Annotated in this window: 22 protein-coding genes; 9 read left to right on the forward strand and 13 right to left on the reverse strand. The window is 67.1% G+C overall.

Annotation, left to right across the window (positions count from 1 at the left end):
* Positions 1–16 precede the first annotated feature (16 nt).
* Together AB2U09_RS08540 and sfsA are read left to right on the forward strand one after the other, a co-directional pair.
* A complete protein-coding gene (locus tag AB2U09_RS08540) occupies positions 17–790 on the forward strand; it encodes a DUF1405 domain-containing protein (RefSeq protein WP_459192286.1) in 774 nt (257 codons plus the stop codon).
* Positions 791–860: 70 nt separating this feature from the next.
* A complete protein-coding gene (gene sfsA, locus AB2U09_RS08545; RefSeq protein ID WP_459192287.1) occupies positions 861–1,595 on the forward strand; it encodes a DNA/RNA nuclease SfsA in 735 nt (244 codons plus the stop codon).
* A gap of 119 nt (positions 1,596–1,714) precedes the next feature.
* On the opposite strand, the gene AB2U09_RS08550 is transcribed toward sfsA, so the two are convergent.
* Entirely contained in the window at positions 1,715–2,614 is a 900-nt protein-coding gene (locus tag AB2U09_RS08550; protein WP_459192288.1) for an alpha/beta fold hydrolase, read from the reverse strand.
* An 81-nt stretch (positions 2,615–2,695) separates the two neighbouring features.
* On the opposite strand from AB2U09_RS08550, the gene AB2U09_RS08555 reads away from it, so the two are divergent.
* Positions 2,696–3,364: a helix-turn-helix domain-containing protein gene (locus AB2U09_RS08555; protein ID WP_459192289.1), complete on the forward strand. Its 669-nt coding sequence runs from the start codon at positions 2,696–2,698 to the stop codon at positions 3,362–3,364.
* Between the two features lie 137 nt (positions 3,365–3,501).
* On the opposite strand, the gene AB2U09_RS08560 is transcribed toward AB2U09_RS08555, so the two are convergent.
* Together AB2U09_RS08560 and AB2U09_RS08565 are read right to left on the reverse strand one after the other, a co-directional pair.
* Positions 3,502–6,210 (reverse strand): valine--tRNA ligase, encoded by a 2,709-nt coding sequence (locus tag AB2U09_RS08560; RefSeq protein ID WP_459192290.1) that lies wholly within the window; start codon positions 6,208–6,210, stop codon positions 3,502–3,504.
* 334 nt (positions 6,211–6,544) lie between these two features.
* Positions 6,545–7,330, reverse strand: coding sequence for a CAP domain-containing protein (locus tag AB2U09_RS08565; RefSeq protein WP_459192291.1), 786 nt, complete (start codon positions 7,328–7,330; stop codon positions 6,545–6,547).
* 176 nt (positions 7,331–7,506) lie between these two features.
* Here AB2U09_RS08565 and AB2U09_RS08570 point away from each other — a divergent pair, with 176 nt between their 5' ends.
* Complete coding sequence (locus AB2U09_RS08570) at positions 7,507–9,255, forward strand: M48 family metalloprotease (RefSeq protein WP_459192292.1); 1,749 nt, start codon at positions 7,507–7,509, stop codon at positions 9,253–9,255.
* 23 nt (positions 9,256–9,278) lie between these two features.
* Here the strand turns inward: AB2U09_RS08570 and AB2U09_RS08575 are convergent, their stop codons facing one another.
* Positions 9,279–10,181 carry an HFX_2341 family transcriptional regulator gene (locus tag AB2U09_RS08575; protein ID WP_459192293.1) on the reverse strand — a complete coding sequence of 301 codons (903 nt, stop codon included), beginning with the start codon at positions 10,179–10,181 and terminating at the stop codon, positions 9,279–9,281.
* Between the two features lie 156 nt (positions 10,182–10,337).
* Entirely contained in the window at positions 10,338–11,270 is a 933-nt protein-coding gene (locus AB2U09_RS08580) for a hypothetical protein (protein WP_459192294.1), read from the reverse strand.
* 141 nt (positions 11,271–11,411) lie between these two features.
* Here AB2U09_RS08580 and AB2U09_RS08585 point away from each other — a divergent pair, with 141 nt between their 5' ends.
* Complete coding sequence (locus tag AB2U09_RS08585) at positions 11,412–12,575, forward strand: hypothetical protein (protein WP_459192295.1); 1,164 nt, start codon at positions 11,412–11,414, stop codon at positions 12,573–12,575.
* A 54-nt stretch (positions 12,576–12,629) separates the two neighbouring features.
* On the opposite strand, the gene AB2U09_RS08590 is transcribed toward AB2U09_RS08585, so the two are convergent.
* Together AB2U09_RS08590 and AB2U09_RS08595 are read right to left on the reverse strand one after the other, a co-directional pair.
* Positions 12,630–14,096: a sodium:solute symporter family protein gene (locus tag AB2U09_RS08590; protein ID WP_459192296.1), complete on the reverse strand. Its 1,467-nt coding sequence runs from the start codon at positions 14,094–14,096 to the stop codon at positions 12,630–12,632.
* The gene (locus AB2U09_RS08595) at positions 14,089–14,310 is read right to left on the reverse strand and encodes a DUF3311 domain-containing protein (protein ID WP_459192297.1); all 222 of its coding nucleotides are present in this window, start codon (positions 14,308–14,310) and stop codon (positions 14,089–14,091) included. The genes AB2U09_RS08590 and AB2U09_RS08595 overlap by 8 nt, the downstream gene beginning before the upstream one ends.
* A gap of 274 nt (positions 14,311–14,584) precedes the next feature.
* On the opposite strand from AB2U09_RS08595, the gene dnaG reads away from it, so the two are divergent.
* Positions 14,585–16,066, forward strand: a complete 1,482-nt coding sequence (dnaG, locus tag AB2U09_RS08600) for a DNA primase DnaG (RefSeq protein WP_459192298.1) — start codon at positions 14,585–14,587, stop codon at positions 16,064–16,066.
* 16 nt (positions 16,067–16,082) lie between these two features.
* Here dnaG and AB2U09_RS08605 read toward each other — a convergent pair whose 3' ends face one another.
* Positions 16,083–16,559 (reverse strand): GNAT family N-acetyltransferase, encoded by a 477-nt coding sequence (locus AB2U09_RS08605; protein WP_459192299.1) that lies wholly within the window; start codon positions 16,557–16,559, stop codon positions 16,083–16,085.
* Positions 16,556–17,902, reverse strand: coding sequence for a DUF92 domain-containing protein (locus AB2U09_RS08610; protein ID WP_459192300.1), 1,347 nt, complete (start codon positions 17,900–17,902; stop codon positions 16,556–16,558). The genes AB2U09_RS08605 and AB2U09_RS08610 overlap by 4 nt, the downstream gene beginning before the upstream one ends.
* A 174-nt stretch (positions 17,903–18,076) precedes the next feature.
* On the opposite strand from AB2U09_RS08610, the gene AB2U09_RS08615 reads away from it, so the two are divergent.
* A complete protein-coding gene (locus AB2U09_RS08615) occupies positions 18,077–18,685 on the forward strand; it encodes an undecaprenyl diphosphate synthase family protein (protein ID WP_459192301.1) in 609 nt (202 codons plus the stop codon).
* 160 nt (positions 18,686–18,845) lie between these two features.
* Here the strand turns inward: AB2U09_RS08615 and AB2U09_RS08620 are convergent, their stop codons facing one another.
* The 4 genes from AB2U09_RS08620 to AB2U09_RS08635 all read right to left on the reverse strand — a co-directional run bounded on the left by AB2U09_RS08620 (position 18,846) and on the right by AB2U09_RS08635 (position 23,713).
* Positions 18,846–19,034 (reverse strand): hypothetical protein, encoded by a 189-nt coding sequence (locus AB2U09_RS08620; RefSeq protein ID WP_459192302.1) that lies wholly within the window; start codon positions 19,032–19,034, stop codon positions 18,846–18,848.
* An 8-nt stretch (positions 19,035–19,042) separates the two neighbouring features.
* Positions 19,043–19,339, reverse strand: a complete 297-nt coding sequence (locus AB2U09_RS08625; RefSeq protein ID WP_459192303.1) for a HalOD1 output domain-containing protein — start codon at positions 19,337–19,339, stop codon at positions 19,043–19,045.
* A 144-nt stretch (positions 19,340–19,483) separates the two neighbouring features.
* On the reverse strand, positions 19,484–22,771 hold the full coding sequence (locus tag AB2U09_RS08630; RefSeq protein ID WP_459192304.1) for a PAS domain S-box protein: 3,288 nt from the start codon (positions 22,769–22,771) through the stop codon (positions 19,484–19,486).
* Positions 22,772–22,837: 66 nt separating this feature from the next.
* Positions 22,838–23,713: a homoserine kinase gene (locus tag AB2U09_RS08635; protein ID WP_459192305.1), complete on the reverse strand. Its 876-nt coding sequence runs from the start codon at positions 23,711–23,713 to the stop codon at positions 22,838–22,840.
* Positions 23,714–23,905: 192 nt separating this feature from the next.
* Here AB2U09_RS08635 and AB2U09_RS08640 point away from each other — a divergent pair, with 192 nt between their 5' ends.
* Complete coding sequence (locus tag AB2U09_RS08640; RefSeq protein ID WP_459192306.1) at positions 23,906–25,234, forward strand: NAD(P)/FAD-dependent oxidoreductase; 1,329 nt, start codon at positions 23,906–23,908, stop codon at positions 25,232–25,234.
* A gap of 170 nt (positions 25,235–25,404) precedes the next feature.
* Positions 25,405–26,844, forward strand: coding sequence for a zinc ribbon domain-containing protein (locus tag AB2U09_RS08645; RefSeq protein WP_459192307.1), 1,440 nt, complete (start codon positions 25,405–25,407; stop codon positions 26,842–26,844).
* The last annotated feature ends 71 nt before the right edge of the window (positions 26,845–26,915 follow it).

The following is a 26,915-nucleotide window of genomic DNA, read 5'->3' on the forward strand; positions in this document are numbered from 1 at the left end:
GGCCGTCCCGTCTGCCATGTCCGCCTCCGACGGGGTCGGCCGGCGCGTCGAGCGCATCGTCGCCCGGTACTTCGACGCCCCGCTGCCCGACGCCGACGGGCTCCCCCGCTACGTCGCGCCGCTGCCCGACTGGCTGGAGGACCTCGGCCTGCGGCTCGCGTGGCCCATCGCGCTCGTCAACCTCGTCGGGACGCTGTTCGGCTTCTGGTACTACGCCGGGCAACCGACCGACCTCGCGCCCCCGCTGCTCGGGGGACAACTCGGCGCCGCGTCGCCCGCCGCCTATCCGCTCATCCCCGACTCGCCCGTGGCGACGATGTTCATCGGCCTCTCGCTGCTCGCCTGGCGACTCGATATCGAGGCCGACCCGCTGCACATGCTGGCCTTCTTCGGCTGCATCAAGCTCGGCCTGTGGACGCCGTACGTCCAGCTCGTCCTCAACGGCTCCGCCGGGATCGCCCCGTGGCTCTACTGGTTCCTCATCTTCAGCCACCTCGCGATGGCCGTCGAGGCGTTCCTGATCCACCGCTACGCGTCGTTCTCGGTCGGCTCGGTCGCCGTCGCGCTCGCGTGGTACGGGTTCAACGACGTGGTCGACTACTTCTGGCCGCTGCTCGATGGCCCCCACCACACCTGGCTTCGGGCCGAACCGTTCGTCGCGCCGGGCGTCCCCGACCACGCTGTCGCCGCACACGACCTGGCGGCCGGCTGGGCCGTCGTGCTCACACTCGTCGCGACGTTCCTCGCGCTCGCGACACGGGTTGAGAAGGTCAAGCGGGGCGCTCGCTGATTTCGAACCTGCTCCAGCCTGTCTGACCGGAACGGAATCCATACGCCGGTGGGCCGGCTACAGCGGGTTGATGACCGATCCCCTCCTCTCGCGCGACGCCGAGGCTGTCACCGGCGAGTTCGTCGAGCGGGTCAACCGGTTCGTGATCCGAGTCGACTTCGGCGACTCGGTCGGGAAAGTCTACCTCGGCGACCCCGGGAAACTCCGGAACGTGCTCGTCCCGGGCAACGAGGTGCTGTGCGAACCCGCGGACGACCCCGACCGGGCGACCGACTACGACGCCATCGCGATCCAGGTCGACGGTCACGCGGGGGACACCGTCCACGTCAGTCTCCGCGCCGCGCTCGCGAACGACCTGTTCGCCGAAGTGCTCGACCGCGGCCACCTGCCCGACTTCGAGTGGGCCGACGAGGTAACCCGGGAACCCTCGCTGCCCGACCACGGCCGGGCTGATTTCAAGCTGGAACGCGCGGACAGCGGCCGGACGGCCTACGTCGAGGTGAAATCGACCACGCACGTCGACGACGGCGTCGCGAAGTTCCCCGACCGCCCCACCGAGCGGGGTCGTCGCCACCTCCGCAGCCTCGAATCGCTCGTCGCGGACGGCGTGGAGGCCCACCTCGTCTTCGTCGTCCAGCGGCCCGACATCCAGCGATGGGAGCCGTTCCGCGAAATTGACCCCGAGTTCGCGGACCTGCTGGCAGAGGTTGTGGAGGCGGGCGTCGACGTTCGCGCGCTCACCACCGAGTTCGACCCGCCGCACTACCACCTGCGGGAGACCGAACTCCCTGTCCAGTTGGACTGAGGGGAGTCAACACGATGATATTTGTCTCGTACCGTCGCTGCTGAATCTGACCGTTCACATCTTCCAAAAAGTACGGTCCTTCTGAGTGGACTGCTGTAGAACGCCCAGAGGGTCTACAGTTAGTTCCCTGTAAGGTGACGCAGTAGCTCTTCAGTCACTGCCTCACGTTCGAGATGCACCCAGTGGGACGCGTTGGAGAACATCCGCAGTTCGGCGTCGGCACACTTCTCGACGCTCTTTTCAGCCATCGACGGAACGAGCCCGACGTCGTCTTCCCCCCAACAGATCAGCGTGGGCTGGGAGACGGTCTCCTGCGATGGACGTCCTGATCGCCGAAACCCGCGATACCAGTTTATCCGCGGTCGAATCCCGGTGTGTCGCCAGGCGGTCTTGTAGCGCTCGATCGTTTCCTCGTCGAAGGTGCCAGGCTTTGAGCTGATCTCGAGCGTGTCGACCATGTTGTCCATGTCGTTGCGCTCCAGGAGCCACTCGGGCAACCGCGGGACCTGATAGAACCAGACGTACCAGCTCCGGGCGATCTGCCGGGGACTCGATGCCACCGTCTCCCAGTACACGTTCGGGTGGGGAACGTTGAAGATCCCGAGACGGTCGACGAGTGAGGGATAGCGAAGTGCGACGTTCCAGGCCACGAACGCCCCGAAGTCGTGCCCGACGACATGAGCCGAGTCCTGACCCTCGCTGTGAATGAGTTCACGAACGTCGGCCGCCAGCTCATCTATCCGATACGGGTCGATTCCGTCCGGTGCCTCACTCAAGTTAACCCCCCGCTGATCCGGAATAACCACACGGAAACCCGCATCAGCGAGCGCTCGGATTTGGTCACGCCACCCGTACCAGAAATCTGGGTGCCCGTGCAGTAAGACGACCACGGGCCTGTCGGAGTCACCCGCGGTCACGACGTGTAACTGAACCCCATTGATGTCTCGGTAGGTCGATTCGACACCGGGCTCGCCAAGCAGCGATGCGTCAGTAGTCTGGGGGGCGTCCGGAACTGCCATCGGTGCTGTTTGTGACTCCGAACAGATTGGGTAGTTGGGCCACATTTTTGAGAGTTTAAAACGAGGGGGTAAGCAACGCGTATGAAATTCGCCCGTGTTCGAGTCAGTCTCGGAGAAAGTCAGGACTCACCCGTCCATTCCGCACTGGCCGACACCCCGGCTTCTGACGTGGTCCGCGTCCGATACGGGGGGTTTAGTGAGGACGGTCCGCGGACCTACGTCTGTTCAGTCACGGGTGATATCTCTGCGCTCGACTCGAGACTCGCGGTGACTGAAGGGATACTCGATCACGCATTCCTGCGTCGCCGGACCGGCTACGCGGTAGTGTACGTAGTCAGTGAGCTGAACGAGTACGAGATCTGGCTGCAGAGAGTTTTCACGGAGCAGTCACTCACGATGATCCCACCGGTCGATGTCGAAGATGGTTCTCGTTTCGTCTTCCGTCTCCTCGGCCAGCCCGAAGACCTGCAGCAGGCCATCGCAAATGCGAGCGAGCAGCTTCCGGTGGACGTCGAACGCATCGGCGACTACAACCAACCCGACGAACGCATCACGGCGTCGCTGACAGACCGCCAGATAGAAGCCGTCGAGCAGGCGCTTGCCAGTGGGTACTACAACATCCCACGCGAAGCAACGACTGAAGACGTCGCAGCAGCGCTCGACTGTGCACCGAGCACTGCGTCTCAACACCTCCGGAAGGCCGAATCTGCCCTCGTGCAAGCAGTTTTCGAGGGGGACATGTTCACGTAGTCCGAGACTTCAATAGAAACGTGAAACGCAGAGCGAGTGGAGATTACCAGGCCGCCAGATCTCAATACCGAGCGAGCGGTCGATTCACTGGGATATAGCTTGATTACACGTTTCCCGTGAAAGCGTGAAACGCGACTTCAGCCGACGATGACGATCGCGTTCTCGGTCTCGATCATCTCGCCCTCACCGGAGTAGGTCCGAGCCTCCTCGATCTCGTACATCTCGCCGTCGAGTTCGACGCCGGCGACCTGCAGTTTGCCGTCGACTTCCTCGAACTCGCCGGCCTCGATGGCGGCGTCGATGTCGCCGACCTCGCTGCCGTACTCCGGCCCGACCAGCGAGTAGTCGAGGTCGACGCCGGTGACCTCGGTGGTGACCTCGGGCGCTTCGTCGAGCGTCTCCAGCGTCTCGACGTGCATCGCCTCGGCGATGGCGTCCTCGAAGCCGGCGACGCCGCCGTAGACCTCGACGCGGTCGAGGTCGGCGTTGAGCGCCAGCCCCGAGTCGGTCTTGTAGCGGCGCAGCGCGGCGATGACCTCCATCGCCCGCTCGCCCGCGTCGAGGTCGGCCTCGTAGCCGCGGGTCTCCGGCCAGTCGGTCGTGTGGACGGAGTCCAGTTCCGCATCCTCGTCCGCGTAGAGGCGCTGCCACAGTTCCTCGGTCACGTGGGGCAGGAACGGCGCGAACAGCTTCAGGAACGCCCGATGGGCGGTGATCAGCGCGTATTCCGTCGACGGATCCCCGCCGTCGCTGAGCCGCTGTTTGGCGATCTCGAGGTAGTCGTCGCAGAACGTGTTCCAGAAGAACGACCGCAGCTCGTTGCGGGCCTTCGAGAACTCGTAGCTCTCGAACTGCTCGGTCAGCGAGGCGACCGCGTCGTCGAGCTCCGCGAGGATCCACCGGTCGACGGCGGCGAGGTCCTCCTCGGCCGGTTCCGTGACCTCGTCGGCGGCGGGAGTGAGCTGGTCGATGAGACGTGAGGCGTTCCAGAGCTTCTGGAGCAGGCGCTCGCCGGCTTCGAGGTCGCCCTCCTTGTAGGGGAAGTCGTCGCCGATGGAGGTGCCAGCGGCCCAGTATCTGGCGGCGTCGACCGGGAAGTTCTCGGTCACCTCCGACGGCGGGATCACGTTGCCCTTCGACTTGGACATGGCCTCGCGGTTCTCGTCGAGAACCATGCCGTTGATCATGACGCTCTCGAATGGGACCTCGCCGGTGTGCTCGTAGCACTTGACGACGGTGTGGAACAGCCAGAAGGAGATGATGTCGTGGCCCTGCGGGCGAAGGTCGAACTGGTACAGTTCGGGCCGCTCCATCGTGAACTCCTCGGCCTCGTCGTCCCAGTCCCAGCCGGCGTTGACCAGCGGCGTCAGCGACGAGGTGGCCCACGTGTCGAAGACGTCCTCCTCGGGACGGAAGTCGCTGCCGCCGCACTCGGGGCAGCTATCGACCGGCGGGTCGTCCCCGAGCGGATCGACGGGGAGGGCGGCCTTCTCGGCCATGATCGTCTCGCCGCAGTCGTCGCAGTACCAGACGGGGATGGGGATGCCCGAGTCGCGCTGGCGGGAGATACACCAGTCCCACTCCAGCCCCTCGATCCAGTGCTGGTAGCGGGTGAACATCTTCTCGGGGTACCACTCCATCTGCTCGCCGGCCTCCAGGTACTCGTCGGTCTTGTCGAGCATCTCGACGTACCACTGCTCGGTGACGAGGTACTCGACCTCGGTCTCGCAGCGCTCGTGAACCTGGACGGTGTGGTCGTGGTCGCGGCTCTCGACGAGGGCGCCGACGTCGTCGAGGTCCTCGATGATGGCCTCGCGGGCCTCCTCGGTGGTCATGCCCTGGTAGTCGCCGGCCAGATCGGTCATCGTGCCCGACTCGTCGATGGCGATCCGCAGCGGCAGGCCGTGGGCCTGGTACCACTCGATGTCGTTCTGGTCGCCGAAGGTACAGCACATGACGATGCCGCTGCCGGTCTCCATGTCGACCCGCTCGTCCTCGATGATCGGGACCTCCTGCCCGAAGATAGGGACCCGGGCCGTCCCGCCGACGAGGTGCTGGTTCTCCTCGTCGTCCGGGTGGACGAAGACGGAGACACAGGCGGGCAGCAACTCGGGGCGCGTCGTCGAGATGGTGAAGACGGCGTCTTCGTCGGCCGGCCCGTCACCGGTCTCGACGAGGTCGAAGTGGATGTCGTTGAACTTCGTGTGCTTGTCCTTGTCCTCCTGTTCGACCTGCGAGATGGCCGTCTCGCAGTCGGGACACCAGATGGTGGGGGCGCGCTGGCGGTACTCCCGGCCCTGCTCGTACAGGTCGATGAAGGAGAGCTGCGAGACCCGCTGGACCGACGGCGAGATGGTCTTGTAGGTGTTGTCCCAGTCGACCGAGACGGCCAGCGACTGGACGTCGTCGGTGAAGGCGTCCTCGTAGTCGGCGCAGACGTCGCGGCACTTCTCCTGGAACTCCCGCCGGGAGTAGTCCTGGTGGCGGATGCCGAGTTCGCGCTCGGTCAGCCGCTCGGAGGCGATGCCGTTGTCGTCGTAGCCGAACGGGAAGTAGACGGCGGGGTCGGCCATCCGGTGGTAGCGGGCGACGAAGTCCTGCAGCGTGAACTGGTAGAGGTGGCCCATGTGGAGGTCGCCCGAGACCGTCGGCGGCGGCGTGTCGATGGAGAAGGCCGTGTCGGCGTCGAGGGCGGCCTCGCGGTCGTAGGCGTAGGTGTCCTCCTCGACCCAGCGGCGCTGCCACTTCGACTCGACCGCGTCGGGATCGTACTCGCCGGGGAGCGAGGCACCCTCGTCGGCAGGTTCGGTCGTCTCAGCGGCCGAGTCCTCGCTGTCGGTACTCATCGGGACCCTCCCGAAGTCGCGGCGGGTCGGCGGTCGGTGGCTGTCGGTCGATACGTGCGGTCGGTCGGTATCGCGGTGTCGTACATCGGTCTGTCTGGTGGATGGTCGGCGAATCAGTGCGAACGCGGTCGAAAATAGGGTGTGTCGGGGCTAGGGCGCCCCTACACGTACGGCGACGGCTACCGAGCGGCGGGGCTCGTTCGTGGCGCGAACGTCGATTCCGGCGAACGGCCCTGTCATCGGTAGAGAGTGGACGAGGCGGGAAAATAACTCTTACGTCATCCCGACGGCCGCTGGCACGGATCGGGTAGCCGTGCCGCCCGCTGTGAGCGACTCAACAGAAGTTCTGCGTGGCGTAGACTTTCGTTTCGCCGTCCACGTCGGCGGTGGCGACGCCGATCCCCTCGTACTCCCAGTACTCCCGGAGGAGGTTATCGCGGTGGCCCTCGGAGTCCATCCACTGGGCGACGATGCCGCGGCCGATCGCGGTCTCGTTGCCGCCGTAGGAGACCGTGCCGTCGTCCGACTCGACGGTGACGTTCGCCCAGGTGTAGGCGATGTTCTCGGCACCAGTGACGTACTCGTTGCCGACGCCAGTGTCGACCCGGCACTGGAACTCGACGCGCTCGTAGCGGTCGGCGCGCGTCTCGCCATCCGGCGAGGTGTGAGCGAAGTAGCCGCTGTCGGCCATGTCGCGGCTGTGGTACCGCGCGGCTGACCGCAGCTTCGGGGCCATCCGGAGCCGGGAGAGGTTCCGACCGGTCCGGATCTCGTTGACGCGGTTGTGGACGGCGTACTCGACCTTCGAGATGTCGAGAGAGGTCTCCACAGTGTCAGTCGGTGAAGTCGACGGCGGCGGGGTCGTCGGCGTCACCTCTATCGGCGGTGGATCGGTCCCTTTCACCCCCGGTTCCCGCTCTTCAGGTGGCGTGCCGGTCTTCTCGTCGAGCAGGCTTATCCCCTCGCCGTCGTTCGGTACGTCGACCTCCCCGGCGTCGCCGTCCCCCGATCCCTCGATCTGCACCGAAAGCTGGACAGGTCCCAGATCGGTGACTGCGACCACGCCAGCGACCGCGACCGCCGCACCCAGCCCCACGAGCAGGAGTTCCTTCGTCGCCATTTACGTGTCACAATGTTATCATTCCGCCCTTCTATACTTTTGCTGTGGTAGATGTGACACGAACGGCCGGGAGGTAGCGAGATCGATCGCTCACCGTTCCAGCGTGTGATGTCGGTTGCTCCGCTCCTCGTCGTGACAGGGGAAAATTAAATACAGGTCGATTGTTCGACGGTACCATGGAATCCAGGCTGGTGGTCGCCGGCGTGGCGGGGTTGGTGTGTGCGGCGGTCCTCTTCTCGGTCGGTGTCGCCGCGGTAGACGGTCAGGGGGCTGGAAGAGACCTCTCTCTCCCCTCCGAAGACGCCGTACTCGTGGACGTGAATCCGGAGGGCGACGACACGGTGACGGTGTTCCTGCCGGTCCGGTCGACCGACGACCCGAAGGCGGTCGCGGGTCGGTTGGCCGACGACGCGTCGATCCCAGTCCACGAGGTATCGGTCCGGACCGTCGACGCGAGGATATCCCAGTACGTAAACGGACAACTCGTCAGCGGCGGCGAACTCTACCGGACCGAGATCCGGACCGACGTCGACACCCGGACGGGACCGTTGAGCGGTGCGGTATCGGCGGACGCGCTGACCGCCGTCGCGCCGACCGACGCATCGACGTTCGTCCTCGACGTGCCGCCGGGAACGGGGATCAGCCAGGGCTCGGTCCGATCGCGGTCGCTCTGGACCGCCCGGTACGAGCTGGCCTCCTCGGACGTGAGCGGGGAGGGATCGATCACCTATCGGTTCCCGGTCAGTACGATCAGTATCCTGGCGGCGCTCCTCGTCGCGTCGTCGCTCGGGACGTACGCGGTTGTCCGGTTCCGCGCGCGCTCGGTCGTCCGGGGCCCCGAATCGCTGATCGACCGGATTAACGCGGTCCGAACGACGAGGGGCAACGCGCTCCTGTTCGGGTCGGTCGCGGCGGCCGCCATCGCGCTGTGGGTGGGCGGGCCGTCGCTCGTGTCGCTGGTCGTCGGGGAATTCCTCCCCGACGTGCCGACGGGCGCGTGGTGGACGGTATCCAAGTGGACGGTCGTGCTGGCCCCGTTCGTCTGTAGCGTCTGGCTCAGTACGTCGCTCGCGACCGAGCCGGTCGTCAGGGATCTCAGCGACGTCCCGTACAATTCGCTCGTGTACCTCGCGGACTGGGGGAAGTCGGCGCTGTACCGCGTCGCCCGCTACTGGGTCGCCGCCGTCGTCCTGCTGACGCTCGCGCCGGCGATTACCGATGTGCCGCTGCTCGGTGGCGTCGTCATCGCGCTGCTGGTGGCGGTCGATCAGTTGCTGCGCCCGTTCGCAATCAGAGCGCTCAACGACACCGGCGCAGTCCCGGGGGAGGTCGGGCGCGAACTGTCGGAGTTCTGCGACCGTCAAGACGTGTCCGTCCGCGGGACCCGGCTGTTAGACACGGGCGACAGCCGACACGTCGAAGCGGTGGTCGCCGGCTTCGCGGGCTACTACTGGGTCTTCCTGACCGACGACGCCGTCGAGGAACTCGACCCTGAGGGGGTCCGGGCGCTCGTCGCCCACGAACTGGGCCACGTCCGCCACCGGCACCTCTACAAGCAGACCCTGTTCACGGTCGGCTACTGGGCGCTCGCGTTCGCGACCGTCGTCTGGGCCTCGCTGGGTCTGTGGGCGTTCGCGGCCGTGGCCTGGCTCCACCGACTCGGACTTCAATGGGTCGCCGGGGGCCAGGAGTACCAGGCCGACGAGCACGCCGCGGCGGCGACCAGCCCCGACGCGCTCGCCGAGGCGCTCGAGCGGGTCAAAACCGTGAACTTCGCGTGGCACAACGGCGGGATCGCCCACGACTACGGCGCCTACCCACCCACCATCGACGACCGGATCGCGCGGCTGCGGGACGGTAGCGAGTCCGGAGAAAATGCGGGCGTCGAGACTCGGTCGGCCGAGCCGTCGGTCGCCGGCGAGTGACCGGGTCGGCGGATCTGCTTCCTTCAGTCGTCGGAGTGCGCGCGGACCCACAGTTCGCCGATGCGGGAGAGTTGCGTCCTGTAGGACTTCCCGTGTTCCTCCTGCTCGATGTAGCCCTTGCCGCCCGGCCCCAGGCGGTCGACGTTGTAGATGACCTTCGAGCGGAAGCTGTCGGTGTACTCCTCGCCGAGCTCGCGGGCGAGTTCCTGAGCGAGTTCGGAGACGGACTCGAACTCGCCGTGTTCGCCGAGGGTGAAGAGAATGAGTTCCTCGAAGGGTTTGACGTTCGAGAAGGAGGCGACGGGGAGTTCGAGGATGTGCTTGCCGTCGAACTCCTTGGCACCGATGGTCGTCCCGCGCTCGTCGAACTCCGAGAGGAGTTCCTCGGCGGCCGAGAGCCGCTCGTCGACGCGCTCGGCCAGTTCGGGGTCGTCGACTTCCCCCTCCAGATCCGAGAGCAGGTCGATACCGCGGTGGAGTTCCTCGGCGAGTTCCGTCTCGAGGTACTTCTCGGGGACGGTGTAGTAGGTGTGGATGCGCTGGCGGTCCTCCTCGCGTTCGACCATGATGGAGTGGGCGGCCGTAGCGAAGGCGAAGGAGACGGTGCGGGGCATCGCGGAGATGTTGACCCAGACGTTGGCGTCGCCCTCGCGGTCGAGTTCAGTGTTGATGAGTGCGAACGCCTGCTCGAAGGCCTCGTCGTAGTCGTAGACGTCCTCGACGACGAACCGTTCGGTCTCGGCGCCGAGCAGGTTCCGGTAGTCCTTCTCGAGTTTCGCCGCGAGGTTCCGCGAGTACTCGACGTTGGCCTCGCTGCCGACCGCGCCCTCCAGCAGGACGACGCGGTCGACGTCGAGTCTGTCGCGCACGAGCGGCGCGATCAGCCGGTCGTAGTCGAATCCGACCGGGACAATGTGGGTCTGCATGGCGACGGCTACCGAGCGAAAGGTTGTAAGGGTTAAGAGTCGGGGAGGCCGTCGACGGAGAACGCCGCCGATTCCGACCGTCGCCACGTTCGCGGCGACTGTCAACCCCGATCCCAGGCCGGCGGTTCCGGCGCGGGGGGGCTCGTCACCGAGTGGTTACTCGCGGCGCGTTGCTGCGAAGGCGAACCCAGCGATCGCCAGCACCACGGTGAGGCCGCCCATGCCCGGGCCGTCCCCGGAAGTCGTGTCCACGTTCGCGTCAGTCACTTCCGCGGGACCGCCCTCCGATTCGGGAGTCGGGGAGGCCGTCGGCGTGTCGGTCGGCGCCGCCGTGGCCGTCGCCGTGGGCGTCGCAGTCTCGGTTGCCGTTGCCGTCGCGGTCGGCGTCGCCGTCGGCGTCGCAGTCGCGGTCGCCGTGGCCGTCTGCGTGTCGGTCGGCGCCGCAGTCTCGTTCGACCCCGCCGTGGCCGTGGGCGTCGACGTGTCGGTCGACGCTGCCGTTTCGGTCGGCGCTGCCGTGGCGGTCGGCGCCGCCGTCGCCGTCTCCTCGGTAATCTCGAAGGAGTCAGTAAGCGTCTGGGCGTTGAGCGTCCCGTAGCTACCGTTCGTCAGTTCGTAGGTCGCGGTGAACTCACCGCTGTTCGGGACGGGGACGTTGGTGATCGTGATCGTGTACGAGTCGGCCTCGGCGAGCGTGAAGTGGCTCGCACCGATCTGGACGCCGTTGCTGCTCTGCCAGTAGACGCCCCAGAACTCGGCGCTGGCTCCGTCTGCCGACACCGAAACCTCGCTCTCGCCACTCTTGATCCGCTCGGCGAGCGCGGTGCCGTTGATCCCGCTCGCGTCGTCGAAACCGATCCACGCGCTTTCGACCTCCACGTCCGAGGAGTTGTCGCTCAGATCCATCGTGAACGTGAAGTCGTTCGTCGTTCCCGCGAGACCCGGACTCACGGTGACGGGTGACCCGTCCTCTTGCTCGTTCGCCTGTGCGCCTACCGTTCCTGCGAGCGCTGCGGCCCCGGCCGAGACTGACACGACTGTCAGCACGGTCAGGAGCAGACACCCCAGTTGCGTATTCCTTGATGCCATCGTTCTCCACTCTCCTGTCGCGATTCCGACCCAGATAGCCGAACGGACGCCCTCTATCACGGGCGCCCGCCGGCGCGGTCGCGATCGCAAACTCCAGTTGCAAGCGGGTTACTCATCGGATAAATACCTTGCCAATCGACAGTGACAGGCGCGTTGCCACGACTGTTCTCGCGGTTCGAACGGACGCTGTGGCGCCGATCGACACGTAGCGACGGGCTCGAAAACGGACCGATACGAGAATCAATAGCGATAGACTACATCTGCCTATCACCGACGTACCGGGTATGCGCCAGTATTTTGTGTAATACCTGTGGCCGTACCCGTATGGGATCGAACGCTGGAGTTATACTATTGATAATCGGTATATTGGTACTTCTCGCCGGATTAGGGATGCCGAGCGAACAGACGGTTACTTCGAGGACGTGTACGGAAGGCAGTTGGGTCGGCGGGGTCTACGTCGAAGGGAACTGCTACGAAGGAGCGGTCTCTTCGCCCAACCCAGCGAAAGGAGCGACGACAGGGTTTGGGTTCATCCTCACTGTGGTTGGTGGTATCGCGGCACTGGCCGGCACCACGGGCGAGAGCCGTCGTTCAGACCGAAACACAGGTGGAATCCCGGACTCGCCGGGGACCGCGTCACCGACATACACGCTCGAAATCACCGGAACGGTTATCGACGCGGAAACCAGCGAGGAGACGACCCTGTCGATGCGGGTCCGATCCGACGACGCGGACCGGGCTGCCGAGACGTTCAAAGAGACCGCGCTCGACGAGGGGCACGTTCTGAAAGGTGACCCGGACGTCGAGGTCGTTTCGGTCGCGGATTCACCGGCATCGAGCGCCGTCAGCGAGGGAGAAGAGACGGACGCGGAGACGAGCTCTCCGCAGTCGGGAACCCCAGTTACCGAGCTCGCCGTCGACCGTCTGGAGACCGTCGACGATCGGATGTGGGACCGGATCGTGAAAGCGGGCGTCGGGGCCTGGATCGCTAGCGTCCTCGTCCCAGGCTGGTTGATCCCGTTCGACGCCGTGTTCGCGCTGGCCCTGTTCGGGACGTGGATCTCGCTGCCCGTCGCGTTGTACATGGACTCTCGGCGGGTCGCGAGAGAGACGGAGTGGCGCCCGAGGGGAGCGGCGATGTCGCTCGTCGCTCTCGTTCCGATCGTCAACGCCGTCGTGGGCAGTGGGTATCTGATCCGCCGCCGGTACGCGCTGGACGGTCGCGAGTTCTCGCTCGAGATTCTCTTCGAAGACTGTAGACGACGGCTCGAAGGGATCGTGTCGGCCCTTTCAGAGCGGCGCTGAAGCGAGGTGCGGTGGTAGCAACCCTCGGTAGCTGTTCCGCGCCGAACCGACGCGTCAGTCCGCCCCCGTCACGTAGAGGGTGGTGTCCTCTTCGAGGGCGTGGCTCGTCAGCGCTGAGAACGTGACCGTCACCACTAGCCCGAGGAGCATGCCGACGACGGCGGCCGACCAGCCGCCCAGGTAGCTCTGTGGAACGGCTTCGACGAAGACGCTCGCGAGGTAGAACAGCTGACTCGCGCCGATTCCGACGTACATCCCCCAGCGGGTCGTCCCTGGCCAGTACAGTGCGACGAGGACCGGCAGCGAGAGCTGGGCGAACCCGCCGAACGCCGTGTCGCCGATATCCAGCAGCGTCGCCGGGCGGAACAGGCTGGCGACGAACGCGAGCGTGGCGAAGACGGCCACGCCGACCCGGCCGAGGAACGCTTCGCGGCGGTCGCTCGCTTCCTCGACCAGCGGGCGGTACACGTCGCGAGTGAAATACGACGAGCCGGACAGCAGCATCGAGTCGCTGGAACTCATCATCGCGGCCATCGCACCCGCCACCACGAGCGCCGCGAACCACGTGGGCGTGTACTCCGCGAGCAACAGCGGGAGGACGTTGTCGTTGCTACCGAGTTCGATCCCCAGCCCCTGCGCCCACGCGCCGAGCATGAACGCGGGGACGAACAGCAGGACGACGAGTACGGGCCACAGCGGGAGCGTGCGCTTGATGACGGCCTTGGACTCCGCGACGAAGAAGCGCTGGTTGACCTGCGGGAACATGGTGACGCCGAAGGCGATGGCGATGGCCCGCGAGAGGACGTATTCGGGGGTGTAGAGGCCGCCGCCGAGCGCGAGGAAGTTCCCGTCGACGTCGCCCAGCGTCGCCGTCGCAGCGTCGACGCCGCCGACAGCGGTCGCGACCCAGGCGAAGGCGGCCCAGACCATCACGAGCATAAAGGCACCCTGGAGCGTGTCCGTCCAGGCGACGCCGCGCATCCCCGAGAGGGCGACGTAGCCGATCATGAACAGCGTGATCCCTCCCGCGCCGGCCCAGTAGGGGACCGCGCCGCCGGTCAGCGCCTCGATCGCGGTACCCGCGCCCTGCTGCTGGAGCATCACGTAGGGAAACAGCCAGAAGATGCTGATCGCCGCAACGAGCACGCGCAGGCCGAGCGACCCGAAGCGGTCGCCGAGCATCTCGCCAAGCGTGACGTAGCCGTTTTCCTTCCCGACGAGCCACTGCTTGTAGCCGAGCACGTACCAGAGGATCCCGAAGATGACGCCGTCCATGAGCCCCATCACGAGGATCCACTCCGGGCCGGCGCTGTAGCTGATGTTCGGCCCGGCGAAGAACGTGAACGCAGACAGCAGCGTCGCGAACGTGGTGAAGAGGAGGACGACCGTTCCGAACGTCCGGGAGGCGAGATAGTAGTCCTCGGCGGTCCGCTCGGTCAGTCGGTACGCGACGACGCCGACGGCCAGCGCCACGAGCATGTAGCCGACGATGATCCCCATCTGCAGGGCCGCCTCAGCCATCGCGGCTCACCCCCTCGACGCCGAGGCCCCACGCGCGCTGCGTGAAGACCCAGAAGACGATGGCCGTCAGGCAGAGCCAGCCGACGTGCCACCAGACCCACACCGGCAGCCCGGCCGCGACGGCGTCGCCGCCCCACATGAACCACGGGACCGCGAGCGCCGCGAGCACTATTCCGACCGCCGACCAGCCGATCAGCCGCGTCCGCTCGTGCATACACCCGTGTCCGACTACACTCCCGTTAACCTTTCGTCGAATGCAATCGAACCGAGGTATCGAAGAGGATTTTTCTTCACAGGTGGCTGGACGCGGGAATCGGTATCTCTCGCGGGTCGGCCGGTGTGGCGAACATGTGTGGCGACGGGGCGCCCGAGGGTGGTGTAATCCGCAGATATTAGAGTGCTCGAGTGACAAGTACGAGGTGGTTCCATGAGACGGTTCATGGACGGACATTCACCATCACAGCGCCCCGAAGGGGGGCAATTCATCAATGTACGATTCAGCGAAATATCTCATTCACGCGGACATCAGGACGAGCGGGGTGGTCGAGCGGAGTGACGTCGTCGGCGCGGTGTTCGGACAGACGGAAGGCTTGCTCGGCGACGAACTCGACTTGCGGGACCTGCAGGAGTCGAGCAAGCTCGGCCGCATCGACGTCGAGATCGAGTCCGAACGCGGCAGTTCCTTCGGCGAGATAACGATCGCCAGCGGCCTCGATCGGGTACAGACGGCGATCCTCGCGGCCGCTCTGGAAAGTATCGAACGGGTCGGGCCCTCCCAGTCGGACGTGGAGGTTCGCGACATCGAAGACGTGCGCTCGGCCAAGCGCCGGCAGGTCGTCGAGCGCGCGAAGGAACTCCTCGCGGAGTTCGACGCGACGACCATGTCCAGCGAGGACCTGGTCGAGGAGGTCCGCCGGAGCGTCCGCGTCGAGGACATCTCCGAGTTCGCGGGCATGCCCGCCGGTCCCCGCGTCGAGGACAGCGACGCCATCATCGTCGTCGAGGGCCGCGCGGACGTCCTGACGCTCCTCAAGTACGGCATCAAAAACGCCATCGCGGTCGAGGGGACCGACGTGCCCGACGCCGTCGCGGAGCTGACCTCCGACCGGACGGTGACGGCCTTCCTCGACGGCGACCGCGGGGGCGACCTCATCCTGAAGGAGCTCGCGCAGGTCGGCGACATCGACTACGTCGCGCTCGCGCCGACCGACCGGTCGGTCGAGGACCTCACGCGCGGCGAGCTGATGAGCGCGCTCCGCGACAAGGTGCCCTTCGAGACCGTCTCGGCCGCCGACGCCGAGACGGGGGAACAGCACGGTCTGGCCGCCACCGACGGGAGCGCCCAGCCGTCCCCACCCGACGGTAGTTCGGACACCCTCGACCCGGAGTCGGCGGTCGAACCCGACAGTCTCGAAGTCGACGAGCCCGACGGCACCAGCGACGCTCCCGACGGCTCGTCGAACACCGGCGGATCCGTCGACGGCGAGACAGCCGCGGAGTCGGCCGCCGACAGCGTAGCCGACCAATCAGCCGCCACGAGTTCGGCGACGGACGCCGACGCGGTCGCGGAGACCGATACGGTAGCGGAAACCGACGGGATCGCGAACACCGAAGCCGAGCCGGCCGGATCAGCGACCGAGGCGGACGTGGAGGCAGCGTCCGCGGACAAAGCGTCCACCCCGGGCACGCTCGCCAGCCACGTCGAGGCAGTGATCGACGGCGATACTGGAACCGTGCGGCTGCTCGACGCGTCGTACGAGACGATCACCGAAGGGCCGGTCGAAGACGCGTTCGACCTGCTGGAGACAACAGACCAGGTGCCGTCGTCGGTCGTCCTCGACGGCGAACTCCCCCAGCGCGTCCTCGACGTCGCCGCCCAGCGCGGGATCGATCTGGTGGTCTGCCGCGCGGAGGGCGAGTACGTCAAGCAGCCGGTCAACGTCCGGGTTCTCACCGCCGACGAGGTCTGAGAACCGGATTTCAGTTTCAGCCGTCGATCTCTCGGACGAGCAGCACGCCGTCGCCGCTCTCGTAGTGGTCGGGGAGCCGGTCTCGCCGTTCGAAGCCGCGCTCGCGGTAGAACTCGCGGGCGCGCTCGTCGACTTCCCGGACGGTGACGCGCAGTTCTTCGAGGCCTGACTCCCCGAGCCGTTCGACCAGTTCGTCGACCAGCACCGAGCCGTGGCCGCGACCCTGCGCGTCGGGCGCGACGGCCAGTTCGGCGAGGTAGCCGGCCTCGTCGTCACCGTCGGTCACTGCGAGGGCGTACCCGACCGGCGTCGCCGGGCCGTCGTTCGTCGCAGGTGCGTCGTGCTCGTCGGCGGAGTCGGTTGCGACGAGCAAGACCGGGGGTCCGTCGACGGCGACGGCGAGCAGTTCTTCCCAGGGCTCGGCGAGCACGGCCGTCTGGATGGCTCGGAGCGCCGGCAGGTCGGGGCGTCGCCCGGTTCGGACGGCGGTCATAGGACGACGGGGCCGACGACGACGGCCGCCAGCCCCGCGGCGACGCCCGCGGCGAGCGTCGCGAAGAAGTTGACCCCCTCGTTTTCGAGGAAGACGCCCTCGACCGTCGCGCCCAGCAGGCTGTCGACGGTCATCCCGACGACGCCGCCGAAGACGACGATGCCGGCGCCCTGCGGGTCGACCGTCTCGAAGACGCCGAGCGAGATGGCGGCGATGAGGACGGCGCCGGCGAGGCCGGCGACTTCCCCCTGCCACGTGACCGCGCCGTCGGTCCCGGGCTCGACGCGCTCGAAGGTCGTGATCAGCCGCGGGTCGTCGAAGACGCCGCCGATCTCGCTGGAGAGGGTGTCGCTCATCGCCGCGGCGATCGACCCGGCGAACGCGAACAGGAACAGCTCCGGCTGGAGCCCCGTCAGCGTCGGGCTGGCCGACCACCCGAGGACGGCGAACAGCCCGACCAGCGAGTTCGCGAGGACGTTCCCGCTGCCGCGGGCGCCCTCGTTCTCCTCGGCGATGCCGCGGGCCTCCTTCTCCGCGTAGCGGAACTTCGAGGAGAGCCCGCCGACGCCGAAGAAGGTCACCAGCAGGAGGAACCAGCCGACGTCGCCGAGGACGATCGTCTGCAGGCAGAGGAAGACGCCGGTGATCATTCCCGGGAGCGAGGCGGTATCCAGCGCGTAGGCCAGCGCCCCGAGCAGGATGGCGACGGCCAGCGCGGCGGCGACGCCCGAGGTGTCGACCGACAGCGGCAGGTCGGCGAACAGCCAGAGGAGCAGGCCGATGGAGACCATGACCAGCGGGTCGTCGCGCTCGAAGAGGACGGCCCGCAGGAGCGCGCCGAGCAACGCGCCGCTCGCCGCGAGGAACGCGACCAGCGGCCAGTGGACCGTGCTGTCGATCAGCGCCGCCGCGGCGTACTGCCCGGCGGCGCCGGCGGCGAATCCCGCGGCGACGAACCCGACGGTGGCGAGGATGGGCTCGTCGCGCAGCGAGCGAACGAGGTGGCCGCCGAGGTTGCCCCACGACAGCAGGAGGACGGTCCCGACGAAGACGGGCAGCGGCATCGCGAACCGGACCGCGAGGAGGGCGAGCGCGGCGGCCGCGAGGGCGAAGCCGGCGAGGCCGTAGAGCCGGCCGTCGCGGCGGTCGCCAGGTCGGGCGAACAGTTCGAAGACCGGCCCCTCGTCGACGACGTAGAGCGCGAGCGCGGCGACGAGGAGGAACGGCCCGGGCGCGGCGACGGTCGCCAGCGCCCGACTCGTGTTGCTGGCGATCGGTGGGACGGCCAGCGCCAGCGTCCCGACGAGGGCGAACGCGCCAGCCCGCCGGACTGTGGGTGTCACGCTACTGTCGGTATCCCGCGGAGAGCTACTTACCGTTTCCGAACCGTCTCGCCCGTGCCGTCGACGTGACACGTTGCTGGCCGGCCGCATCCGTCAGTCGACTGTCCAATGGTTCGCCTCCCGGCTGCCGTCCCCGAGCGTGAGATTTAGGGTGTATCCGGCGGAACAGGGCCTGTGGTCCTCTACGATCGATATCTCGCCCTCCGCCTTCGCCACAGCGACGCGGACCTCCCCGAGACCGTGGCCGTCATCGTCACCGAGCGCGACCTCCTCGAGCCCGACGCCTATCAGACGCTCGAACGGTTCTTCGAGTGGGCCGTCGAGTTCGGCGTCGACCGGATCGCCGTCTACGTGAGCGTCCTCGACCCCGAAGTCGTCGGGACGATCCGCGAGGAACTCGTCAACGTGCGGGCGCCCCTGGAACTCGCCGTCCGCGGTCCCGACGACGAGGAACAGGCCGACGCGCCGATCGTCGTCAGCATCGGCCTCGGCGGGAAACACGAGTTCGCGACCGCCGTCCAGGGCCTCGCCGAGGAGGTCGAGGCGGACGAGCTGTCCCCCGAGGAGATCGACGAGACCGCTATCGAGCGGGAACTGGTCTTCCCCGTCCAGCCGGATCTCGTCATCAAGACCGGCGCCGAGCGCCTCTCGGATTTCATGATCTGGCAGTCGGTCTACTCGGAGCTGTACTTCACCGACGTCAACTGGCGGGACTTCCGCCGTCGTGATTACCTCCGGGCGCTGCGGGATTATCAGAACAGGCAGCGGCGTTTTGGCCGGTAGGCCAAAGCTCGCGAATCTTGGATTCGCGGCGGTTCGGACGCTGAACGGTTTGCAGCGTCCGAACGCCGACGGACTCGTCTGTCGGAAGTTCGGGCAGTAGGCCGAAGCACGCGAATCTTCGATTCGCGGGGTCGGAGCACAGGGCCGTCTACGGGCTCGGCTACGGCGAGTATCCTTCTAGCTTGAACGTCACGAAGTGATTCTCGATGCGGGTTCCGCGCTCCTCCTGGTGGGAATCGGCGACGTCGAGGGCATCGTGGACCGTGCCGTCGACGGTCGCTTCGAACTCGCAGTCGGTACAGACGAGTTCGTACGTCCGGTCCGCCGCGGAGTCTGCTTCTGACGTCATCGCCGGGATTATGGCCATGATTCGGTCGTTTCGGCGGTCCCGTCGGTGTTCGACGCGCTGACCGTTCCGTCGGCCCCGACGACCACGTTGCACCCGGCGTAGGTGAACTCGACGCGTTCCTGCGACCCGTCGGCCCCGTCTCGGTCGCGCTCGAAGAGTGCGGCTGCGACGTTCGAGTCGATCGCGTCGTATAGCGGTTCGAGCGAGAGCGGAGCGGTGTCGGTCGCCGCAGCGACAGTCGATACGACGGCTTCGCCGACTGTCTCTTTTCGTGTCCGATCCTCGACTGCGACACTGTGCGTCATTACGGGATACATTCGGCTCGCCCCGCAAAGCGCGAGCGGCTCATTTCATAACGAGGGCGGCGCCATCCGGGCATCAATTTAGCCGATCGAACGCTGCTCCGAACTGAGGGCCGACTGGGACTTCTCGGCGTTCGCGTCCCTCGATTAGCCGTCGACGGCTGCTTCCGCGAATAGGAGGTCGAGAAGCTTGCACTGTGCCGTCCGGAGCTGTTCCGTGACCGTCGGCTGGGAGACGTCCAGCACGTCGGCGACGTCACCGCCCGTGCTCCGCCGCGGCGACGCGAAGTAGCCGCTGTAGTACGCGGTCTCGAGGACTTCCAGCTGGCGGTCGGTCAGCGAGCGTTCGAGCGCGGCGGCCAGCCCCTCACGCGTCTGGACCGGCCGCTCGCGCTCGCGGCGTGCGAGGAACTCCACGTCGTCGTACTGGGCCTGGATCCGCTCGATGAACCCGCGCACGTCGGTACCCGAGGGGACGTCGACTTTCAGATCGAGCGCGCCCTCGGACACCGTCAGCCGCCGCACGGACGCCCCCTGTTCGACGAGCGAGAGCGCGACCGTTCGCCCGGAGACGACCGATTCGACGAGCGGGCCGTCGTCGCCGGTCACGAGCACCTCGTGGGACTCGACGCTCACCGACCGATCGAGGACGTCGTCGACGGCGTCGGGCGACGCGTTGTGCGCGACGAAGAAGAGGCGACCGCGGCCCTCCGACAACGGAATCGCGCCCTCGTAGGTGATCTCGCTCTCGAACTGCCGGGCGAGTCGGGCGAGGAAGCTCGCCGACTCGTCGTGGAGCCGGAACTCGAGTTCGATCGCGGTGTCGGAAAGCAGCGACTGCTTCGTGTCGACGCCGTCGATCGCGTTGGCGATCGTCTCCCCGAGTTCCGCGAACACCGACCGCTCCATCTCCTCGAACACGTCGGGCCGGCCCGCGTAGACCGACAGCGCCCCGTAGGTGACATCGCCGTACTGCAGCGGGACGCTGATGACCGACTGGAACTCCCGGGAGAACGCCTCCTTGCGCCACTGGCCGCCGCGGAGCTTCTCGGCGACGTTCGCGACGACGGTGATGTCGCCGGTCTGGACGGCCGACGCCGCCGGGATCGGGTCGCCCGTCTCGGCCGCTCGCGGCAGCTCGATCGCGTCCAGGTATCCCCTGTCGACGCCGTTCCAGGCCTCCGGCGTGAGGCCGCCCTCGACGTCGCTCGGCGTGCCGATCCAGGCGAACCGGAAGCGGTCGCTCTTGGTCAGTTGCTCGCAGACGACGCGCTGGATCTCCTCGCGGGTCGACGCCTGGACGAGCCCCTGGTCGATCTCGCGGATGATCGTGTTGATCTGGTTGAGCCGCTGGAGTCGCTGGTTCTGTTCCTGCAGCAGTTCGTCGCGTTCGCGGAGGTTCGCCTGACTCTCCACGCGATCGAAGGCCGCCTCGGCCGTCGCCGCGACGAGTTCGACGAGGTTCCGCGTGTCGGCGTCGACGGTCTCCTGCTCGGCGACGGCGACCGCGAGCACCCCGTGGTCGCCCAGCGGGAGCAACATCGTCTGTTGCTGGTCGAGGCCCGTCGCCGGGATCGCGGCGTCGGTGACCTGCGACTCGTCTTCCACGAAGGCCGTCCAGACTGGCGAGTCGGCGCCGGCCGTGAGCGGCCCGAGCTGGCTGGCGTACGCTTCCGTCTCGAAGGACGAACTCACGGGCTCGAGCGTGTTCTCGGACGTGTCGAAACAGTAGACCAGCGCGTCCGAGAGGGTCAGCTCGTCGGTGAGCGTCTCGACGATGACGTCGCCGATCGCCTCCCGGGACTCCGCGTGCAACAGCTGGCGGGTCGACCCCTGGAGCGCCGTGAGCGTCTGCTCGCGCTCCTTGCGCCGGATGGCGGCGATGGCGTGGCTGATCGTCTCGCCGAGTTCGCTCATGACCGAGACCTTCCGCTCGTCGAAGGCCGACTCGCTGCCGGCGTACACCGTCAGGACGCCGTACTCGACGTCGTTGTACACCAGCGGGACCGTGATCGCCGACTCGTACCCCTCGGCGAGCGAGGCGTCGCGCCACGGCTCGCCGGACCGGTCGGCCTGCAACTGGTGGACCGGCTGGATCGCCTCGGTCTGGAGCGCGTTCGCGCCGATGCCGGCCTCCGTCTCCGCCCCCGCGTCCACCGACTGGATCGACTGGAGATACTCGTCGCTGATGCCGGCCGAGGTCCGCGGCACGGCAGCTTTGTAATCGTCGGTGTACTCCGCGATCCACGCGGCGGAGTACGTCTCCGACGAGGCGAGGCGGTCGCACACCTCCTGTTCGATCTCCTCGCGCGAGGTTGCGGCCACGAGCGTCTGGTCGATGTCCCGGATGACCGTGTTGATCTGGTTGAGCTCGTCGAGTTCGTCGCGCTGGGACCGGAGTCGCTGTTCGTACTCGTGGCGCTCGGTCATGTCCCGCGTGACTTTCGCGTAGCCGCGGATCTCCCCGTCGTCGTCGTGGAGCGCGGTGATGATGACGTTCGCCCAGAACGTCGACCCGTCCTTGCGGACGCGCTTGCCTTCGTCCTCTGTCCGGCCGTTCTCCGTCGCTTTCTCCAGGTTCTCCGCGGGGACGCCCGCCTCGCGGTCGGCGTCTGTGTAGAACGTCGAGAAGTGCTCGCCGACGATATCGGCCTCCTCGTAACCCTTGATCTCTCTCGCGCCGTCGTTCCACGTCTGGACGTAGCCCTCCTCGTCGAGCAGGAAGATGGCGTAGTCTTTCACCTCCCGGACGAGCGTCTCGAAGCGCTCCTTCTCGGTCTGGAGTTGCTGTTCGTACTCGTGGCGCTCGGTCATGTCGCGGGTGACCTTGATGAACCCCTGGAGATCCCCGTCGTCGCCGCGGATGGCGGTGATCGTGACGTTCGCCCAGAACGTCGAGCCGTCCTTGCGGACGCGCTCGCCCTCGTCTTCGGTCCGGCCGTTCGCCGTCGCTTTCTCCAGGTTCTCCGCGGGGACGCCCGCCTCGCGGTCGGCGTCTGTGTAGAACGTCGAGAAGTGCTCGCCGACGATCTCCGCCTTCTCGTAGCCTTTGATCTGTCTGGCGCCGTCGTTCCACGTCCGGACGTGCCCCTCGCTGTCGAGGACGAAGATGGCGTAGTCCGTGACGGCCTCGGTGAGTTCCTCGAACTGCGCTCGCTCGAAGACCGATTTCGACTCCGGATCCGTTGCGGGTCCTCCCCCCGTCCGTTCGGAACCGGTCTGTTCGGCGGGTCGCCACCAGACGCGAGCGCGCGCACCGACCTTTTTCGTCTCGATATCGCCGCGGTCGGCCAGCGTTTCGAGTTTCCCGTAGGCCGTCCGCCGGGCGCAGTCGAGTTCCTCCGCGACTTCGCTCGTCGTCAGCGGCGTCGCGGGCGTGTCGACGGCCGCGAAAACGTCGAGCGCGTCGGCAGGCGAAGACCCCTGGGTACCCATGGAGTGAGTAACGCTCCCGAGACTGAAAAACGCCTCCGTCAACGGATCCGGAGGGGTCGACCGGACTCAGTGGAACGTCGCGCCCTCGCCGATCCGCGTCTGGTAGACCCGCGAGTCGACGCCGACGTCCTCGAAGGCGTCGACCATGGCCGAGGCGATGGCCCGCTGGTCGGTCTCGTAGCAGGCGGCGATGACGCTGGGGCCGGCACCGCTGATGGTCACGCCGGTCGCGCCCGCGTCGAAGGCCGCTTGCCTGACTTCGTCGTAGCCGTCGATGAGTTTCGCGCGCGCCGGCGTGACGACGGCGTCTTCCATCCCGCGGCCGACCAGTTCGGGGTCCGAGCGGTGCATCCCGGTCGTGAGCGTCGCGGCGTTGCCGACGGTCTCGACGATGTCGCTGACGCGAGCGCCCTCGGGGACGACCTCGCGGGCGTCGCGGGTCGAGACGACGATGTCCGGCAGGCAGGCGACCAGCGGGATGTCGGCGTCGACCTTCGAGACGCCGTCGGGGGTCGCGATCGTGAACCCGCCGAGGATCGCCGGGGCGACGTTGTCGTCGTGGGCGTCGCCGGAGACGACGGCCTCGCCCTCGGCGGCGATCGGCACGAGTTCCTTGCGGGTGAGCCCGCGGTCGTAGAGGCGATTGAGTGCCACGGCCGCGGCGGCGGCGCTCGCGGCCGACGAACCGAGTCCCGAGGCGGGCCGGACGCCCTTGTCGATCTCGATGTGCGCGGGGGCGTCCAGCGCCTCGGCGACGGCCCCGACGGTGTTGTCCTCGGGGTCCTCCGGGATGAACTGACTGCCGGCGCCCGTCACGTCGATGGTCGTCTCCGCGGCGCGCTCCACCCTGACCACGTCGGCGGGCCTGTCCAGAGCCACGCCGAATACGTCGAAGCCACTCCCGAGATTCGCGCTCGTCGCCTGCGCCCGCACCGTCACCATATGCGACGCAATTCCCGGACTGCGGGGAAAAAGGTAGCGGACTGCCCCACCGGCGGCGTCTCGGGCGGGGGTGGCGTCTCTCATCCGACGGCGCCGTCGTCCAGCGAACTACCCGGGAGTCCGCCGCACGGCCGCTCGCCCGCGGGCGGGCGAACGAAAAGGGCTTTCCCCGTCACGGCGGAACTGCGAGGTATGATCGGTGTCGTCGGCGGCGGTATCGCCGGCCTCGCGGCCGCGTACCGGCTCCAGCAACGCGGCCACGACGTGCAGGTCTTCGAAGCGAGCGACCAGGTGGGCGGGCTGGCCGCCGTCTACGAGACGGCCGGCGACCCCATCGAGACGTTCTATCACCACCTCTCGGCCTCCGAGGAGACTATCGTCGAACTGATCGAGGAACTCAGCCTCGGCGACGACCTCGAGTGGCGCTACAAGACTGACTCTTACTACGTCGATGGCGTCGTCCACCCGATGGAGAAGGCCTGGGAGATCCTCGCCTACCCGCACCTGTCCGTCTACGACAAGTTCCGCCTCGGCATGCTCGTCAAGGAGATCGACGTCCGCGGTGGCTGGCCGAACTTCGACACCTACGACGACATCACCGACTTCGAGGACGTGCCAATCAAGGAGTTCCTGCTGGAGCACACCACCCGGAACGTCTACGAGTCGTTCTGGGAACCGCTGCTGGACGCGAAGTTCGGCTCCCGCAAGGAAGACGTCTCGGCGGCGTGGCTGCTCGGCCGCGTCAAGTTCCGCGGCGAGCGCGACCCACTGCGCGGCGAGCAACTGGGCTACCTCGACGGCGGGTTCGGCCGCCTGCTGGACGAACTGCTGGCGGCCGTCGGCCGCGACACCGTCACCACGGGTGCGCGCGTGACGGAGATCGGCACGACCGACGGCTCGACGGGCTCCGACGGCGCCGTCGAGTCGCTGACCGTCGAGCGCGACGGCGAGGAGGAGACTTACGAGGTCGACGGCGTCGTCGTCGCGGCGATGCCGAACGTGCTCGAAGACCTGACCGGCTACCCCTGCGAGATCGACTTCCAGGGGACGGTGTGTTCGGTCTGGAGCATGGAGGAGTCGCTGTCGGACACCTACTGGCTGAACATCAAGGACGACGCGCCGTTCGGCGTGTTCATCGAGCACACCAACTTCGTCCCGCCGGAGCGCTACGGCGGGGAGCACCTCTACTACACCGCCAGTTACGTGCAGGACCCCTCCGAGGACCTCTGGCAGATGTCCGATGCGGAGGTCGAGTCCCACTGGGAAGCCGGGATCAAAGATCTGTTCCCACACTTCGACCCCGACAGCGTCAACTGGGTGAAGACCGCGCGCAACCCCCGGACGGCCCCCATCTACGAGCGCGGCTACCTCGACATGGTCGTCCCCTACGACCTGAGCGACGAGGTCGCCGAGGGCGTCTACTACGCCGGCATGGCCTCCCGGGCGCAGTACCCCGAGCGGTCGCTCAACGGCGGGATCGAGGCCGGCTACGCCTGCGCTGACCTGATCACCGGCCGGTGACCAGCGGCCGGGGGCGGTTCCACACCTGCTGCGGCTGGCACGTATTTTTGGATCGATTCGGATTATTCGCAACTATCCGTGAGTTCGTGGTATTTTCATCGCCCGGGAACGCTGGAATGACACCAATACTGAAGGTGTAGAAGAGAGATAATTGGTCCCGGCGGTAACGAATGTCAGATACCCCCACCATCGCGGTTACGAAGCGGTTCGTGGTCGACGGCTACGCGTATCCGTCGGTTCGCCTGCGCGCGTCGACAGACGCCGGCGAGCCGGTAGCCGTCCGACTCCTCGAATCGCTGCCACCGGGTGTGGACGTAACCGCGGTGGGATTCCACGCGGACGAGGGGTACGAACACTGGTCCGTGACGAGTGCAGACGAGATCGTCTACGAGGACGTGATCCGGGACGGTGATCCGAGTGCGACGCTGTACGGGATCGCCGACGCGGATCCGGACGAACTCCGCGACTGGCTGGACGACCCAGCGGTCGAAGTCGCGGTCGCGGACGATCTCGACACGGGCGATGCCGCCGACTGGCAACCGGTCGACGACGATCGGATCGACGTCTCGATCGTCGACGGCGATACCGGCGGCGACGCCCGCTCGACGGACCGACAGAGCAGTCCTACGGGCAGGGATTGGGGCGATTCGGGTACCACGATGAATCAGGACGAACCGGAACCGACCGACGAACAGCGCAGTGAACGGACGTGGTCGAACGAACGCGACGAAGCCGGGGCGAGCGGTGACGAGCAGGCGACAGAGACGGAGCGATCGATCGACGGCGAACAGACGAACGAGGTCGAGCAGGCCGACGATACTGAACAGGCCGAGAATATCGAACAGGCGGACGACATCGAACAGGCTGACGACGCCGAACAGACGAGCGAGACCGAGTCGGAGCAGACAACCGACACCGGTGAACGACAGGTTCTGACCCGGGGTGGGTCGGGAACCGACAGGCCGACACCGTCCCCTACCGACAGTGAACAGGCCCTCGCGTCGGCGGCGACGGAGGACGTCGGTGGAGGTGTTCCGACGCAACCGGAACCCCACGATTCGGTTGTCGAGCGCCTGGCAGCGGAACTGCGGGACGACGACCCGTCCTCGCAGGCGGTGGCGACGCTGCGCAGTCACCTGCGGCCGGATACGACCGGGAGCGTCGACGCGAAGCTCGACCACTGCATGGCGCGCATCGGGCAACTCGACGCGTACGTCGACGCCCTCGAAGCGTTCCTCGACGAGGAGGGCACCGCCGAGCAGTTGCTCGCGGAGGTGCGCGACGACCTCCGGACCGTCGAGGCGCACGTCGAGGACGTCGAGCGCCGAGTCGACTCCGTCGAGGCCGCCCAGTCGCGGCTCGACGACCGGCTCGCGACGGTCGAGGCGGACCTCGAATCCGTCGGGGACGTGGACGAGGCGGTCGCGGACCTCGACGCGACGGTGACCGAGACGAGGGCCGAACTCACTGACGCGGTTACGGACGTCGAAGAGGAACTCGCGGCGCTGGCCGACGACCTCGAGAGCGTCGAGGAGTGGCGGTCGACGGTCGTACAGGCGCTCTCGGCGGCCGAGGAGACGCCGGCTGCCGCCGGCTCAGACGCGGACTGATCCGCCGGCGGCGACGCAGTTCGACCGGCAGGCCCGCGGCGGATCGGCGAAACTGCCGCCGATCGATTCGC

This window comes from Halosimplex yunnanense, from assembly GCF_054504345.1.